Origin of the sequence: Corynebacterium sp. UMB9976, assembly GCF_030212265.1 — a bacterium.
In the GTDB taxonomy this organism is placed as follows: Bacteria; Actinomycetota; Actinomycetes; order Mycobacteriales; family Mycobacteriaceae; genus Corynebacterium.
On the sequence record NZ_JASODY010000006.1, the window covers coordinates 20,463 to 36,786 of the forward strand.

General features: G+C 66.1%; 13 protein-coding genes. 8 read left to right on the forward strand and 5 right to left on the reverse strand.

Translation table 11 applies throughout. The features are described from left to right. Positions 1-19: 19 nt before the first annotated feature. Together QP140_RS04540 and QP140_RS04545 are read right to left on the reverse strand one after the other, a co-directional pair. Positions 20-802, reverse strand: a complete 783-nt coding sequence (locus QP140_RS04540) for a CPBP family intramembrane glutamic endopeptidase (protein WP_284758434.1) — start codon at positions 800-802, stop codon at positions 20-22. Further along, entirely contained in the window at positions 799-2,181 is a 1,383-nt protein-coding gene (locus QP140_RS04545) for an amidase family protein (RefSeq protein WP_284758435.1), read from the reverse strand. Before QP140_RS04545 ends, QP140_RS04540 begins: the two co-directional genes overlap by 4 nt. 62 nt (positions 2,182-2,243) lie before the next feature. Between QP140_RS04545 and pheA the strand changes: the two genes are divergently transcribed. Beyond that, a complete protein-coding gene (pheA, locus tag QP140_RS04550; protein ID WP_284758436.1) occupies positions 2,244-3,293 on the forward strand; it encodes a prephenate dehydratase in 1,050 nt (349 codons plus the stop codon). Between the two features lie 17 nt (positions 3,294-3,310). After that, positions 3,311-4,129 carry a histidine phosphatase family protein gene (locus QP140_RS04555; RefSeq protein ID WP_284758437.1) on the forward strand — a complete coding sequence of 273 codons (819 nt, stop codon included), beginning with the start codon at positions 3,311-3,313 and terminating at the stop codon, positions 4,127-4,129. A gap of 15 nt (positions 4,130-4,144) precedes the next feature. Here QP140_RS04555 and QP140_RS04560 read toward each other — a convergent pair whose 3' ends face one another. Together QP140_RS04560 and QP140_RS04565 are read right to left on the reverse strand one after the other, a co-directional pair. After that, positions 4,145-4,495 carry a metallopeptidase family protein gene (locus QP140_RS04560; protein WP_015381123.1) on the reverse strand — a complete coding sequence of 117 codons (351 nt, stop codon included), beginning with the start codon at positions 4,493-4,495 and terminating at the stop codon, positions 4,145-4,147. Between the two features lie 30 nt (positions 4,496-4,525). Then, positions 4,526-5,572 (reverse strand): septum formation family protein, encoded by a 1,047-nt coding sequence (locus tag QP140_RS04565; protein ID WP_284758440.1) that lies wholly within the window; start codon positions 5,570-5,572, stop codon positions 4,526-4,528. Positions 5,573-5,642: 70 nt separating this feature from the next. On the opposite strand from QP140_RS04565, the gene serS reads away from it, so the two are divergent. The 6 genes from serS (at position 5,643) to glf (ending at position 13,359) form a co-directional block, all read left to right on the forward strand. After that, positions 5,643-6,911 carry a serine--tRNA ligase gene (gene serS, locus QP140_RS04570; protein WP_070758488.1) on the forward strand — a complete coding sequence of 423 codons (1,269 nt, stop codon included), beginning with the start codon at positions 5,643-5,645 and terminating at the stop codon, positions 6,909-6,911. A 152-nt stretch (positions 6,912-7,063) separates the two neighbouring features. After that, positions 7,064-7,972 carry a lysophospholipid acyltransferase family protein gene (locus QP140_RS04575; RefSeq protein WP_284758442.1) on the forward strand — a complete coding sequence of 303 codons (909 nt, stop codon included), beginning with the start codon at positions 7,064-7,066 and terminating at the stop codon, positions 7,970-7,972. Continuing rightward, a complete protein-coding gene (locus QP140_RS04580; protein ID WP_284758443.1) occupies positions 7,972-8,883 on the forward strand; it encodes an HAD family hydrolase in 912 nt (303 codons plus the stop codon). Before QP140_RS04575 ends, QP140_RS04580 begins: the two co-directional genes overlap by 1 nt. An 86-nt stretch (positions 8,884-8,969) precedes the next feature. Beyond that, a complete protein-coding gene (locus tag QP140_RS04585) occupies positions 8,970-10,508 on the forward strand; it encodes an FAD-binding protein (protein WP_442875000.1) in 1,539 nt (512 codons plus the stop codon). Between the two features lie 129 nt (positions 10,509-10,637). Beyond that, a complete protein-coding gene (locus QP140_RS04590) occupies positions 10,638-11,972 on the forward strand; it encodes an SAM-dependent methyltransferase (RefSeq protein WP_284758505.1) in 1,335 nt (444 codons plus the stop codon). A gap of 181 nt (positions 11,973-12,153) precedes the next feature. Then, complete coding sequence (gene glf / locus QP140_RS04595) at positions 12,154-13,359, forward strand: UDP-galactopyranose mutase (RefSeq protein ID WP_284758445.1); 1,206 nt, start codon at positions 12,154-12,156, stop codon at positions 13,357-13,359. An 86-nt stretch (positions 13,360-13,445) separates the two neighbouring features. Here the strand turns inward: glf and QP140_RS04600 are convergent, their stop codons facing one another. Continuing rightward, positions 13,446-16,256, reverse strand: a complete 2,811-nt coding sequence (locus QP140_RS04600; RefSeq protein ID WP_284758446.1) for a Cna B-type domain-containing protein — start codon at positions 16,254-16,256, stop codon at positions 13,446-13,448. Positions 16,257-16,324: the final 68 nt, after the last annotated feature.

A 16,324-nucleotide genomic window follows, 5' to 3' on the forward strand; every position in this document is an offset into this window, starting at 1 on the left:
CTAGCAGCCCGGTTCCCACCTAGCCGACGCCCACGAGGCCACCGCCGCCCAGGGCATAGCCCGCGAAAGCCACCGTGTCGATGAGCCCATGGGCGATGACGAGAGGCCAGACCCGGCCGGTGCGGCGGAAATACTCGATGAAGACCAGCCCCATCACCGCATTACCCAGGCCCGCGGATAGGCCCTGATAGAGGTGGTAGCTGGCCCGCAGCAGGGCCGAGGCCGCGAAGATCGCGGGCCAGCGCACGTTCAGCTGCCGCAGCCGGGTTGCCAGCCAGGCGACGACGATCAGCTCCTCGGCCACCCCATTGGCCCAGGCGTTGAGCAGCAGGGAGGGCAGCGTCCACCAGTGCTCGCCCAACCCGGAGGGCACCACGACCTTTGAGGCGCCCAGGTGCACCGCCAGCGCATAGAACGCCAGGCCCGGCAGTCCGATGAGTGCGGCCAGCCCCGCCCCGTGGGGCCAATCTTTGGCGCGGATCCGCAGGCGCAGGGCAGGTCGGGACGTCAGGTGTTCAGCCGGTTGGGGCGGCAGGTGCCTCAGCAGGAGGAAAGCCGCCAGCCCGCCCCATGCCAGGAGCACACCGGAGGTGATCAGCTGAAAAGCCGGATCCAGCCACGCAAGGTGGGACTGGGACTGGTTGAGCAAAGCCTCCTGCTCATTGAGCGGGGCGGGATCCGTGAGGGCCTCGACCAGCCGTAGCGTCGCGCGCAGACCGGAGGCGCCGAAGGTGACCGCCAGCAGGAGGGCGAGCTCGACGCGCAGGGCTCGCCGGTCGCGGGGGAGGAGCTCGGCACTCATGGCTGCCGTTGCTCGCAGGGCTCGTGGCTGTGCTCCGCTGTGCAGTCGCACCCAGCGCTGTGGTTGCCCGCGCCGGGGCGGGGCTCGTAGTTCAGGGAACCCAGGTCACCGGGCTCGGCCAGTGAAAGGCCCTCCACCGGAAGCACCGCCGCGGCGGCCTGCACCTGCTCGCCCAAAGCCAAAAGGTCTGACGCGCTCACACGGTCGCCCACCGCGCCGAGTTGCAGCGCGATCGGCCACCGGCCCGGCACTCGAGACGGGTCAACCAGCGGTACCGTCACCGAGGCCCAACCGCAGAGATTCCACAGTGTGCCCCACGGCGTCCAGGCCGTCTGCGCCCAGAAGTTCAGTCGCGGGTTCAGCCGCGAGAACGCGCCCGGTGCCGGGGGAGCGCACGCCAGCATCGGGGTGGCGACGACATCCAAGCCCGCTGCCGACCAACGGTGAAGCGCTGTCTGACGCATCCGGTGGATGCTGCGCTCCATCTCCTCGCGGCGCCAGCGTGGCACGCCCGTGCCCTGCCGTTTGAGCCAGGCCGTGAGCTCCGAGAGTGGCTCCGGCAGCTCCGCGCAGCGGGTGGAGAGCACGGTCGCGAAAAGCTCGAAATTCGCCGGGTCATAGGGCTGCGGTGCCTGGCGGACCTCCGCCACCGATTCCCCGTTGGTTAACAGCGCGGTGGCCCCTGCGGTGGCCGCGGCGATCGCGGGATCGACCCGGGAGTGGTGGTGGAAAGGCTGATTCGTATAGCCCACCCGCAGGCCCCACGGCTGGGTGCGGGGCAGCTGATAGGCCTTGCGCGTGTTCGCGAAGGAGTCCGCAAGGTAGCCGTGGGCGGAGGGGTTGAACCCTCCCACCGAGGTATCGTGCGCCGGCTTGAGACCCACCAGCCCGCAGCAGGCCGCTGGCACCCGGATGGAGCCGCCCCCGTCCGTCGCGTGCGCGATCCGCGCCACCCCGTGGCCGACCGCCGCAGCGGCCCCGCCAGAGGAACCACCAGCCATCATCGACGGGCTGATTGGGCTGACCGGGGCCTCCTGCCCGACGGGCTCGGTATAGGCGCTGGTGCCGTACTCCGCGCTCGCGCTCGCTCCCACCAGTCGGGCGCCCGTCGCGAGCAGGTTTTCCACCGCGGTATCGCTGTGCGTGGCGCGGAAGCCCTGACGCGCGTTGCCCATCGTCACCCACTCGCCCGCGACCTGCTGGGTGTCCTTGACCAGCAGCTCCTCTCCGTTGAGGTGGGACGCGCTACTCGCGGAATCGACGTGCGGGCAGTCGTAGACCCGCGCCACCCCCAGCTGCGCGGGCGAAAGTCCGGTCTGCTGGCTCACTGCCGCGAGCCGCTGGGCGAAAGTATCGGGGGTGGGGCTGAGCTGTGTCACACCGGCTAGGTTACCCGCCGGCCCCGCCCACCCTCGTGATGTAGCCCACTAGTATCGGGGCCATGAGCAACACTCCCACCATCGCTTTCCTCGGCCCGCGGGGCACCTTCACCGAGCAGGCCGCGCTCGAGTTCCTGCGCGCAGGCCACGTGCCCGGCGTGCCCGCCAGCTCAGCTGGGTCCGACCCCGAGAACGCCGCCCAGCTGGAGCCCCGCACCAGCCCGGCCGATGCGCTCGGTGAGCTCCGTGAAGGCCGAGCCGACTACGCGGTCATCGCGCTGGAGAGCTCCGTGGACGGCCCCGTCGCCCAGGCCGAGGACGCGCTGGTCACCGGCGACCGAGTGCAGATCCTCGCCGAGCTGCTGGTTCCGATCCGCTTCGCGATCGGAGTGCGCGCCGGGGAGGCTGAGCGCTTCCGCAGTGCCGCCAGCGCCGAGGAGGGCGCGGCGACCCCCGTGTTCAGCACCCACCCCGTCGCCGAGGCGCAGGTACGTGGCTGGGTGGCCGAGAACCTGCCTGAGGTGCAGTTCAGCCCGGCGCCCTCCAACGCGGCCGCGGCCCAGGCCGTCGCCGAGGGGCGTGCCGATATCTGCGCGGCCCCGCTGCGTGCTCTCGAGATCTACGGGCTGGAAGCAATCGCCACGGACGTCGCCGACGTCGCCGAGGCCTTCACCCGCTTCGCCCTGGTCTCCCGCCCCGTCCCGCCCGCACCGCGCACCGGCCACGACCGCACCGGAGTGGCCTTCACCGCCCAACACGACCGCCCCGGCAGCCTGATCTACGCCCTGCAGCAGCTCTCCCTGCGCGGGGTGAACCTCACCCGAATCAGCTCCCGGCCCACCCGCGAGCTGCTGGGCACCTACGTATTCCACATCGAGATGATCGGCCATATCGAGGACTCCGCCGTCGCCGCTGCCCTGCAGGGGCTGCAGCGGGAGAGCTCCTGGATCCGCTACCTCGGCTCCTGGCCACTGGCCACCGCCCCGCGCGGCGTGGACGAGGAACACCTGGTGAAGATCCTCGGCAACGTCGCTGCCGAAACCCCGGATGACGGCCCCTCCGAGCGGTGGCTGGCCGATATGATGAACCCCGCAGAAGACCACCGGGCTTGAGAGAAGGAAGCGAGAACATGACCCGCTTGTTTCTGGTCCGCCACGGCCAGACCACGTCCAACGAAATCCACGCGCTAGATACCGCGCTGCCAGGCGCAAGCCTCACCACACTCGGCCGGGAGCAGGCCGGCGCCGCGGGCCGCTACCTGCGCAACGCCAGCGACCGCGTGCACGTCCTTTCTTCCCAGGCCGCACGTGCTCAGCAGACCGCCGCGGGCCTGGCCACGGCCTTCGCCGCCGAGGGTGGGGCCATCGCCGCGGCCGCGCCGGGCAGCAGCTTCGCCGAGGGCTTCCAGCGTTTCCGGGGCCGCGAACTCGCCGGGCTGGCCGACACCGCCGCCGTCGAGCTGGCGGGCGAGCACGCGGGCTCCCTGGCCTCCGTCTTCGGTGTGGCCGAGATCCCGGCCGGGGACATGGAGATGAAGAACGACGAGGACTCGCACGAGCTCTACCACCGGCTACTGGGGGACTGGCTGCATGGCCAGATCGACAAGGTCGTCCCCGGTGGTTCTTCCGGCGCCCAGGTTCTGAGCAGCTACCTGCCGCAGGCGCTCGCCGTCGTTGCGGCGGCGCAGGCCGAAGACGCGGACGCCGTCCTGGTCAGCCACGGTGCTGTGATTCGCCTCGTCGCCACCTGGCTGGGCGCGGTCGATCCGGAGTTCGCATACCGCGCGTATCTGCCGAATGGGCAGGTGGTCTCCATCGCCCTGCCGGAGGATTTCGGCGAGCTGCTCGACCAGGTCGCGGAGGCTGTGGACGAGCAGTTCCGGGACGGGGTGCGCGGCCGCTTCCGCGTCACTGAGTGGGGCCCGTTCGGCGTCCCGGAGCTGGCCTAAACCCAGCTAAACCAGCTAGCCCCAGCCGAGTTCGTGGAGCCGGTCGTCGTCGATGCCGAAGTGGTGGCCGAGCTCGTGGATGACGGTGATCGCGACCTGCTCGACGAGCTCCTCCCGGGTGTCGACGACATCCTGCAGCGCCAGGCGGTAGATCGTGATTTTGTCCGGCAGTGCGCTGGTGTATTCGCTGGTCCGCTCGGTGAGCGCGACCCCCTCGTAGAGGCCCAGGATGCTGGGGGAGTCGAGGTTATAGTCCTCGGTGACGATCGCGACGTTATCGACGTTGTCCAGTAGTTCCCGTGGGATGCGGCGCAGCCCCTGGTCGACGAGTTCCTCGAACTCCTCTTCGCTGACCTCGATGCTCAATGCTCAATCACCTTCGCTCGTGGTGCCCGCTTAAGGAGTCGGATTGCCCTCAGCATTAGCGTCCTCCGGGGCCGGGGTCGGCGCCTCGCTGCGCTTCGGCAGTCGCTTCGGCGGGGTCTTCGGCGGCTTGCCGTTGACCGTGAACTGCTGCCGGGCATCGCCCTTCAGGGTGGCGAAACCGTCGCCCTCCGTCGCGATCAGCGCGCAGTTCGCCTGGCGGGAGCCGGTGACCCAGGACTCCTCCGGCTGGGTGGTCCAGAACGGGGTCAGCGTGGATTGGTAGAGGTTCTCCTCGCCGCCCATGTAGTTCTCCGCCTGCTCGGTGCAGATCTTGTTCAGGGCGTCGTTTTGGCGCTTGATGTCGGGCCACTCGTCGCCGTTGAAGATCTTGCCCAGGTCCACCTGGTGGGTGACCTGCCAGGTGTGGTCCTCGCTGCACGGCACCACGCGGGTGGAGCGGCCCTGCACCTGCACGCAGGTATCCGGCTCGTAGACGCGCGACTGGTCCTGCTCGGCGGCCAGGCCGGTGGTTTCGACGGACTTACCCTCGGCGTCCTGCACCATCACGCCGCACAGCATGGTGCGGTCGCCCTCCGCCCAGGAGGACTCCGGCGGCAGGATCGGGGAGATGGTGTAGCGCCCGTTCGGGTCCAGCTTGCCCTCCAGGTAGCGCATGGTGGGGCCGACGCAGAGCTCCTGGCTGAGCTCGGCCTGGCGCTTCACATCAGGCAGCGCGCCCTTCGCGCCGAATTCGCTGGAGGGGTAGGTGCGCAGGTCCTCGCGGGCGGAGACCTCGAAGCGGTGCGGCTTCTTGCAGTCAACGGTGAGGAAGTCGGTGTTCTGTCCGCTCGGGGTGCGGGTCCAGTTGACGCACTGGCCGGTGTCCGCGTTGGTAAACGCGGCGGCGCGAACCTCGGGGGCCTCGGCCTCGTTGGCTGGTGGCGCGATGGTCGGTCCGGCGTTGCTGTCGGCGGCGTAAGTGTAGGCGCCGGCGGCGACGCCACCGCACAGTGCTGCCAGGGTCATGACTGTCACGCTGCGCATCCGGCGAGTCCAGGTGGCGTGACTAATACTCATGTTTCACTTTCTTCGGCGACGGCGGTGCGGGAGGAAACTTTATCCCACCACTATAGCTAAGCTAGGAGCCATGATTGATCTCAAGCTCCTGCGAGAAAATCCAGACCTCGTTCGTGAATCTCAGCGTACCCGTGGGGAGGACCCAGCACTGGTTGACCAGCTGCTGGAGGCCGACCGCCAGCGCCGCGAGGCGATTTCCGCGGCCGATCAGGCCCGCGCGGAGCAGAAGGCGTTCTCCAAGGCGATGGGCCAGAAGATGGCCGCCGCCTCCGATGAGGAGAAGGCCCAGCTGCGCGAGGAAGGCAAGCAGAAGGCCCAGGCTGTCAAGGACCTGGAGGCCACCCAGGGCGACGCGGAGCAGGCACTGCACGATCTGCAGATGCAGATTTCCAACGTCGTCGAGGGCGCGCCCGCCGGTGGCGAGGAGGACTTCGTGGTCCTCGAGCACGTCGGCGAGCCCACCACCTTCGACTTCGAGCCGAAGGATCACCTGGAGCTCGGCGAGTCCCTCGGCTTGATCGACATGAAGCGCGGCACGAAGGTCTCCGGTTCCCGTTTCTACTTCCTCACCGGCGACGGTGCGCTGCTGCAGCTCGGCATGATGCAGCTGGCCGCCCGCAAGGCCACCGAGAAGGGATTCCAGCTGATGATCCCGCCGGTGCTTGTGCGCCCCGAGGTCATGGGCGGCACCGGTTTCCTGGGCGCCCACGCGGATGAGGTCTACCGCCTGGAGGAGGACGACCTGTACCTCGTCGGCACCTCCGAGGTCGCCCTGGCCGGTTACCACTCCGATGAGATCATCGACCTGGACGAACCGAAGCGCTACGCCGGCTGGTCCTCCTGCTTCCGCCGCGAGGCCGGTTCCTATGGCAAGGACACCCGCGGCATCATCCGCGTGCACCAGTTCGACAAGCTCGAGATGTTCGTTTACTGCCGCCCGGAGCAGGCCACCGAGATCCACCAGGAACTGCTGCAGCTGGAGAAGGATATGCTCGCGGCGATCGACGTCCCGTACCGCGTGATCGACACCGCCGGCGGCGACCTGGGCTCCTCGGCTGCCCGCAAGTTCGACACCGAGGCCTGGGTCCCGACGCAGAACACCTACCGCGAGCTGACTTCCACCTCGAACTGCACGACCTTCCAGGCCCGCCGCCTGCAGACCCGCTACCGGGACGCCGACGGCAAGACGCAGGTCGCCGCAACCCTGAACGGCACCCTGGCGACCACCCGCTGGCTCGTCGCCATCCTGGAGAACCACCAGCAGGCCGACGGCTCCGTCGTCGTCCCGGAGGCGCTGCGTCCGTTCGTGGGCAAGGATGTCCTGACCCCGAAGAACTAGGCCGCCAGGCCCTGGCCCTGTCACCCAAGGGTTGTGTCGTTCAAGGGCCCGGAACCACGGCGCCCCGCACGACTGACTCGCACCACTTGAACCCCACCACTACAGCCCCGTCCTCCTGCGGCGGGGCTCCCACATAGCAGAGGATCACGACCATGGCTAAGCTCCCGGCACTCCTATCCCGCGTGGGATCCATCTTCTCCATTGATCGGTGGACCGACTCGGCCTTCACCCTGACCAGCAAGGGGGTGGAGACCCCGAAGCACCCGGAATCCCAGGAGCTCGTGTACGGCCGGATCATCATTCGGGCGGCGAAGCTGCTGATGCGCTACATCCAGCGCCTCGAGGTGGTGGTGATGCACCATGAGCGGATCCCCGCTGAGGGCGGGGCGCTGCTCGCGGTGAACCACACCGGCTACTGGGACTTCGTCTACGGTGGCATCCCCGCCCACTTCCGCGGCGAGCGCCTGGTGCGCTTCATGGCGAAGAAGGAGATCTGGGATAACAAGTTCGCTAAGCCGCCGATGGAGGCGTGCCGCCACATTCCGGTGGATCGTGCAGACGGCCAGGCTTCCGTCAACGAGGCCATCGAGCGGCTGAAGGTCGGCGAGCTGGTGGGGATCTTCCCAGAGGCGACGATCTCCCGCTCCTTCGAGGTCAAGGAGCTGCGCCAGGGGGCGGCAATCATCTCCCGCGACTCCGGTGCCCCGCTGATCCCCATGGCCATCTGGGGCTCCCAGCGGATCTGGACCAAGGGCGGCAAGAATAACCTCCGACCCAAGAACGCCAAGCTGGTCATCAGCGTCGGCGAGCCGGTGGAGGTTACCGAGGACTCCATCGAGACCACCGAGCGGCTCCACGAGGCCATGAAGGCTCAGCTGGACGAGGCCCAGCAGGAGTACGTGCGCCGCTACGGCCCCATGCCGAAGGGCGAGGCCTGGGTCCCGGCCCGCTTTGGCGGCACCGCCCCCACCCTGGAGGAGGCCACCGCCCAGGACCGTGCCGACCAGGCGGAACGCAAGCGCAAGCGCGAGCAGCAGGCTCAGCAGGGCCGGAAGAACTAATGAGCCAGCCGCGGCTGATCGTCAGCGACATCGACGGCACCCTGCTCAACAGCAAGGAACGCGTCTCCCCGCGGCTGCGGGACGCCGTCCGCCGGCTCACCGCCAGCGGGACGATCTTCACCCTGGCCTCCGGCCGGCCCGCCCGCTGGATGCTGCCGGTGCTGGAACAGCTCCCGATCCGCCCGCTGTGCATCTGCGCCAATGGTGCAGTGACCTATGATTCCGCCCGCGACGAGATCATCCGCGCGAAAACCCTCTCGCCCGAGGACATGCGCAGCATCGTCGAGACCTCCCTGGAGCACACCCGACACCTGCCGACCCACCTGCCGGAGTACCTCTTCGGCCGTCAGTCTGCCCCGCAGACCCCCACTGGCCCCGGCGTGGGCTTCGGGGTGGAGCGCGCCGGTGCCAGCGCCTTTGACCGCGCCGAGGAGCTCTACGTGGTGGAGCCGGACTTCACCCACGCCTGGGAGTCCGACGAACACCTCATCTGCCCCGTGGACGAGGTCATCTCCCAGCCAGCCGTGAAGTTGTTGGGCCGCAACCCGAATGTCACCTCCCGCCAGATCTACGACGCCCTTGCCGACCACATCGACCCCGAGCTGACCCACATGTCCTACAGCTGGGGCGGTGGGCTGGTGGAGTTCTCCGCGCCGGGCGTGACCAAGCGCAGCGCCATCGAGGAGCTGATAGCGCACCTCAACGAACAGGCGGCACCTGGGACGGAACCGATCCGCCGGGAGGACGTCGTTGTCTTCGGGGACATGCCCAATGACCTGGAGATGATCGAGTGGGCGGGGCTCGGGGTCGCGATGGGCAACGCGGAGGACCAGGTCAAGGCGGCTGCGGACGTGGTCACCACCAGCAATGACGACGACGGGGTCGCCGAGGTCCTGCAGCGCTGGCTCTAGGCTTCGGGCGTCCTTTTCTCGCCGCTACTGCCGTGTCCCACCCGCCGCCACGGCGTGAAAAGACGCGCGTGGTTATGGTGGGAGATATGACTGTCTTGGGTGCGCTGAAGAATATTGCCGTGGAGACCGTCGGAAAAACCACCGATGCGTTACGTATCGGCAACGGCCTCGATGCGCGCGAACTGCAACCGGTTGGTTGGTTCGCGCACGAGCAAGCGGTGGAGACACTGCGGGCCAGCTACGCGGCCATTCCGCCAGGGGAGAACGTCCGCCTGGCGAAGAAAACCTCCAACCTCTTCCGCGGCCGTAACCAGTCGACCACACCGGGCCTGGACGTCTCCGGCCTGAGTGGTGTGATCGCCGTCGACCCGGTGGCGGGAACCGCGGACGTGCAGGGGATGTGCACCTACGAGGACCTGGTGGATACCGTCCTGCCCTACGGTTACAGCCCGACCGTCGTCCCGCAGCTGAAAACGATCACCCTGGGCGGGGCAGTCACCGGGCTGGGCGTGGAGTCCGCGTGCTTCCGCAACGGGCTGCCACACGAGGCTCTGATCGAGATGGACGTCCTTACCGGCACCGGTGAGGTGGTGACCTGCTCGCCGACGCAGAACGTCGACCTCTTCCGGGGTTTCCCGAACTCCTACGGCTCCCTGGGCTACGCGGTGCGGCTGAAGATCGAACTGGAGAAGGTCAAGGATTTCGTGGAGCTGCGACACGTCCGTTTCCACGACGTCCACGCGCTCACCGAGACGATGGAGCAGATCGTCGAGACGGGGGAGTACGAGGGCGAGGCGGTGGACTACCTCGACGGTGCCGTGTTCAGCCTGGAGGAGTGCTACCTCATGCTCGGCCGCCAGACCGACGAACCCGGGCCGACCAGCGATTACACCCGCGACCGGATCTACTACCGCTCGATCCAGCACCCCACAGGCGTGCTGCGCGACCGGCTGAGCATCCGCAACTACCTGTGGCGCTGGGACGTGGACTGGTTCTGGGCCAGCCGCGCCTTCGGCACCCAGAACCCGACGATCCGCCGCATGTGGCCCCGCGACCTGCTGCGCTCCAGCTTCTACTGGAAGATCATCGGCTGGGACCGCAAATACGACCTCGCCGACCGCATCGAGGCCGCCAACAATCGGCCTGCCCGCGAGCGCGTGGTCCAGGACATCGAGGTCACCCCGGAGCACCTGCCAGAGTTTCTCGAGTGGTTCTTCCATTCCTGCGAGATCGAGCCCGTGTGGCTCTGCCCGATCCGCATTCGGGGCACCGGCGCGGACGGCACCGAGCTGGTCGGTGAGGGCGAGACCCTGGGCGCGGACAAGGAACACCCGTGGCCGCTCTACCCGCTGACGGTGGGGCAGACCTGGGTTAACGTCGGCTTCTGGTCCTCCGTCCCCGTCGACTTGCTGGGCAAGGACGCCCCCGCCGGCGCGTTCAACAAGCTCGTCGAGGAGAAGGTCAGCGACCTGGGCGGGCACAAGTCCCTCTACTCCGAAGCTTTCTACGACCGGGAGACCTTCGAGCAGCTCTACGGCGGCAGCTTCCCGGCCCAGCTCAAGGAAGTCTACGACCCGCAGGGGCGCTTCCCCGGGCTGTACGAAAAGACCGTGGACTGGGCCTAGCAGGGCGCCTGACATAGCGCCCAGCCAGGGCAGGCTCGGGCGCGTTGACGTCAAAAAATTAAAAAGGACAACAGAAAAACAGCGAAGAAGGAAAGGCAAGTAGAGAACATGAATTCGGGTTTCACTCCAATGACGGTGGCGGAGATCGTGGAGGCAATCACCGAACCACCGCTGCCTTTCCACGTCACCGGCTTCGACGGCTCCGAGACCGGGCCGGCGGATGCGCGGCTCCGGCTGGAGATCACCAGCTCCGATGCGCTGGCATATATCGTCACCGCGCCCGGCGATCTGGGGCTCGCGCGGGCCTATATCACCGGCGCACTGCAGGTCAGCGGTGAAAATCCCGGCCACCCTTATGGCATGTTCGACGCCCTGCAGACCTTCTACTACGAGTCCTTCCGCAAGCCATCGGCTGCCACCGGGGCGCGCATCGCCCGGTCCCTGAAGCGCCTGGATGCGATCCGGCCAATGCCGATCCCGCCACAGGAGGACCAGCCGGGCTGGAAGAAGGCCCTGTTCGAGGGGCTCTCCCGGCACTCCCGGGAGCGGGATAAGGAGGTCGTGCAGCGGCACTACGACGTGGGCAATGACCTCTACGAGCTCTTCCTCGGCGACTCCATGACCTATACCTGCGCCTACTACCCGGCCGACGAGTCCGATACCCCGGAGGGCTGGGATAAGAGCCTGTGGCCGACGGGCACGGCCGCGAAGGCACCACTCGACCGGGCGCAGGAGAATAAGTACCGCCTGGTCTTCGACAAGCTGCGGCTTGCCGAGGGCGACCGCCTGCTGGACGTCGGCTGCGGTTGGGGCGGGATGGTGCGCTACGCCGCCGCCCGTGGAGTGAAGGCCATCGGCGTGACGCTGTCCGAAGAGCAGGTCGCGTGGGGCAATGAGAAGATCCGCGAGCAAGGCCTGGAGGAGTTCGCGGAGATCCGGCTGATGGACTACCGCGACGTCCCCGAGACCGGCTTCGACGCCATCTCCGCGATCGGCGTGCTCGAGCACGTGGGGCGCCGCCAGTACGAGGAGTTCTTCCAGCTGATGTACGGCCGGCTGCGGGAGGGTGGTCGGATGCTGAACCACTGCATCACCCGCCCCACCAACGAGCGCATCAACGCCGGGAAGTTCATCGGCCGCTATATCTTCCCCGACGGCGAGCTCACCGGTTCCGGCACGATCGTGACCCGCATGCAGGACGTGGGCTTCGACGTGCACCACGAGGAGAACCTGCGCTTCCACTACCAGCGCACCCTGCACGATTGGTGCGAGCTGCTTGCGGAGAACTGGGAGGAGGCGGTGGCCGTCGTGGGTGAGGCCACCGCCCGGCTGTTCGGCCTGTACATGGCCGGTTCCGAGTGGGGTTTCGAGCACAATATCGTGCAGCTGCACCAGGTGCTGGCCGTGAAGCCCTACGCGGATGGTTCCACCGGCATGCCAGTTCGCCAGTGGTGGGAAAGCTAACGCGTTTTGCTCGGCTATGCGCCGTCGACCGCCAGCACGTACTCGGCGAATCCGGGCGCGGTGAACTCGAGGCTGGGTTGATACCTCTTGATACATTGCCGATGTATCAAGAGGTATCAAATGGCGCTGCTACGGGTTTTGCTCAACTAGTTTTCCCGGCCCACCCAGTACCCTGGGGCACATGAGCACAAACGGGATATATGACCTCATTGTTGTTGGCTCCGGCTTCTTCGGCCTGACCGTTGCCGAGCGCGCTGCCTCGCAGAATGACGCGCGCGTTCTGATCGTCGAACGCCGCGACCACCTGGGTGGCAACGCCTACTCGGAGGCCGAGCCCACCACGGGCATCGAAGTTCACAAGTACGGCGCCCACCTCTTCCACACCTCCAACAAGCGGGTGTGGGACTACGTCAACCAGTTCACGGACTTCACCGACTACCAGCACCGCGTCTTCGCGATGCACAAGGGCACCGCCTACCAGTTCCCGATGGGCCTGGGCCTGATCAACCAGTTCTTCGGCAGGTACTACAGCCCGGACGAGGCCCGCCAGCTGATCAAGGACCAGACCGACGGCCTGGACCCACGGGATGCCAAGAACCTCGAGGAGAAGGGCATCGCGCTGATCGGGCGCCCGCTCTACGAGGCCTTCGTCCGCGACTACACTGCCAAGCAGTGGCAGACCGACCCGAAGGAGCTGCCGGCGTCCAACATTTCCCGCCTGCCGGTGCGCTACACCTTCAACAACCGCTACTTCAACGACACCTACGAGGGCCTGCCGGTCGAGGGCTACGCCAAGTGGCTGGAGAACATGGCGGACCACGAGAACATCGAGGTGCGCCTGAACACCGACTGGTTCGATGTCCGTGACGAGCTGCGCGCCGAGTCCCCGGACGCGCCTGTGGTCTACACCGGCCCGCTGGACCGCTACTTTGACTACGCGGAAGGCCACCTGGGCTGGCGCACCCTCGACTTCGAGCAGGAGGTGCTGGACACCGGCGACTTCCAGGGCACCCCGGTGATGAACTACAACGATGCGGACGTCCCGTACACCCGCATCCACGAGTTCCGTCACTTCCACCCCGAGCGCGAGGACAAGTACCCGAAGGACAAGACGGTCATCGTCAAGGAGTACTCCCGCTTCGCGGAGGACAACGACGAGCCGTACTACCCGATCAACACCCCGGAGGACCGCGAGAAGTTGGAGGCTTACCGCAAGCTCGCGGCCGCGGAGTCTGAGGAGAACAAGGTGCTCTTCGGTGGCCGCCTGGGCACCTACCAGTACCTGGACATGCACATGGCGATCGGTTCTGCGCTGTCCATGTACGACAACCAGCTGCAGCCCTTCTTCGAGTCGGGCAAGTCGCTGAGCCAGCCGCGCGGGCACTAAGAAGCCTTGGATATGCGAGTGGCCCTGGAACTTTGGTTAAGTTCCAGGGCCACTGCCCGTTCAGGAGGCGATGAGCCTACCTGCTGTTAGCGCTTCTTGCGGCTGACCAGGAGAGCACCGATTCCGATCAGTACCAGGGCCAGGGCGAGCGTCCCGCCGATTTGAACACCGGTACGAGCCAGCGGCGGCTGCTGCTTTTCAGGCGTCGGTGTTGGTTCCGGCGTCGGCTCCGGGGTGGATTCCGGAGTTGTCGGCGGTGTCGTTGGCGGGGTGCTTGGTGGCGTCGTCGGCGGTGTCGTCGGTGGGGTGCTTGGTGGCGTCGTCGGTGGAGTCGTTGGCGGGGTCGTCGGTGGCGTCGTTGGTGGGGTGCTTGGAGGGGTCGTCGGCGGTGTGCTTGGCGGGGTCGTCGGTGGGGTGCTTGGAGGCGTCGTGGGCGGAGTCGTTGGCGGGATCTCCGTGTTGGTGATGGTGAAGCCATCCTTCGCATTGCCGGTGACCTTGCTGGTGAAGCCTTCAACGGCCAGCTCTTCGACCGTGTACTGGATGTCGAGCTTCTTGCCGTCGATCTTCTCGGTCAGCGGTAGGTTGGTGAAGGTGTGCTTCCAGCCGTTGTCGGCGTTCAGCTCAACCGGGTCACCTACCGGGGTGGACTTACCGTCGACGGTTTTGACCAGTTGGGCCTTCACCGGCGTGGTCGACTCAGCATCGAGATCGGCACCGTCGGCGTCCTTCCAGACCTTTTCAACCGGCACTTCAGTCGTGGCTGGCGGGTTCTCAGTGTTCGTGATGGTGAAGCCATCCTTCGCGTTGCCGGTGACCTTGCTGGTGAAGCCTTCAACGGCCAGCTCTTCGACCGTGTACTGGACTTCAACCTGTTCACCGTTGATGGTCTTCGTCTTCGGCAGGTCAGCGAAGGTGTGCGTCCACCCGTTGTCGGCATTCAGCTCTACCGGCTGGCCAACGTTGAACTGCTCGCCGCCGACTGTTCCCACGAGCTGAACCTTGACCGGAACAGTCGCGTCAGCATCAAGGTCCTTACCTTCAGCGTCCTTCCATGCCTTGGCGACTTTCACCTCGGTGCTTTCAGGGGTGCCGAAAGTGAGCCCACCATTCGAGCCGACACCAGCACCGCGTGGCGCCGTGTTCTTCTGGATCGTGAGCTTTGCCCAGGACTTCGCCGTTTCCTTCGCCGCGTCATCGACGACGGCCTTCAGACCCTCGTTCTGAATCGCGGTGCGGTAGTCAGCGTTCTCGTCAGAGTCACGCGCTTCACCGTCGAAGATCTGCTTCTTCCCTGGGTTTGCAGGATCGAAGCGGGTGCCCTCCGAAGCCACTGAGCCATCCTTGTAGAAGGCGGGTTCACCGCCACCGAGCATGCGTGGATCGATGCGCAGACCGGCCGGGTGCGCCGATCCGTAATTGTCATGCGCGATGTCGTCGCCCCAGTGCCAAGGCGAAGAACTCTTGGTGGCTTCATTCTCAAAGACGGCCACACCGTTCGTAACGTGCATGATCAGGCTGCCGGTAGGGCACAGCCAGATGCCGCCACCAAGAGCGGCAGCCTGGTTATCGGTGATGAGGGTGTCCATGAAATGGGCGTTGTAGGACTTCGTCGCAACGTAGACGCCGCCACCCTGATCATGGGCGCTGTTTCCTTCGATCATGCCGGCGTTGAGTTGTACGGCGTTGGAGATCACGTTGACACCACCACCAGTGCGGGTGGCGCTGTTGTTCGTGATGCTCCCGCCGTTCATGGTGAACCTGGCAGGGGAGATTTCGGTCCACTTTTCGGGCTTGGGTTCGCCGAAGTGCTGCTTGGCCCAGCGAGAGCCGTCGGAATCGATCTCTTGGTAGGTGCGAGGATCACCGTTGATGTACATGTCCATCGCGTTGACGCCACCACCGTTCGGCGCAGCGTTGCTGTCGATGATCCCACCGTTCATCGTGACATCTGCGTTGCCGAAGATGTTGATGCCGCCGCCAGCGAAGGCGGCCTTGCCCTTCGTAATTTCACCGTCGTTGAACACCACAGTGGATCGTGTATCCGACGTATCGTCGCCGGGCTTCACATTGCTTTCGTTCAGCCAGTGGATGACATTGATATTTCCCGACCAGCCCGTATTTTCCGTGATTTTGCCACCGTTGATGGTCAGGTGGGCGCCGTCAAAAACGCCGATGCCGCCGACCTCGCCATAAGCGTAGGGGCTGTGTTCGGATATACCCTTGGAGATTTCACCACCGTTCATCACCATGGTCGCCCCCTTGGTCAGTGCGACGTTCGCGGCACCGAACTGGCTACCCGTCTTGCGCTGGTTGTCGGTGATCTTGCCGTCGTTGAGGGTGAACTTCGCGTCCTTGCCCTTAACGGTGACTGCGCCTTCGCCACCGCTGCTCATCTTGCGGGCGCCGGTGATGGTGCCGGCGTTCATCACTAGCTCGCCTTCGACCATGATGGTGGGGGAGAACGAGCTGCCCGTCACCACGTTCTCGTATTGCGCGCGGGAGTCGATGATGATGCCTTCGCCGTTCCCGGTGCCGTCGGAAAGCGTGAGCTTGCCACCCTTCTCAACCCGGATGAGGCTGCCGGTGAAATCGCCGTCTTCGCGAATAATCTTGGTGCTGGAATTCCAGCCGACAATGTTCGTATCCACGAGCTCGATGTCTGCGCCTGCCGGAATAACCAAGGTCTTCGTCACGAGAGTTTCGGTACCGTTGCCGATCTCAATCCGTGTCGGTGTTGTTCCCGCCTGGTTGATGAGTTCTTGCAGGTACTCCGGTTCGCAGTAGAGGATGCGCTGCTCGTCGTAGCACTTGAGAACCTGCCGGTCGGGTGTTGCTTCGGGCTCGGCCTTAGCGATCGAGGGAAGGCCAGGCCCTCCCGCTACTGTCAGCAGCACGGTGAGTAATGCTGCCCAAATGGCCGAGAGAAACCTAGTGTGTTGTCGGTTTTTCACTTTGCTGCCTT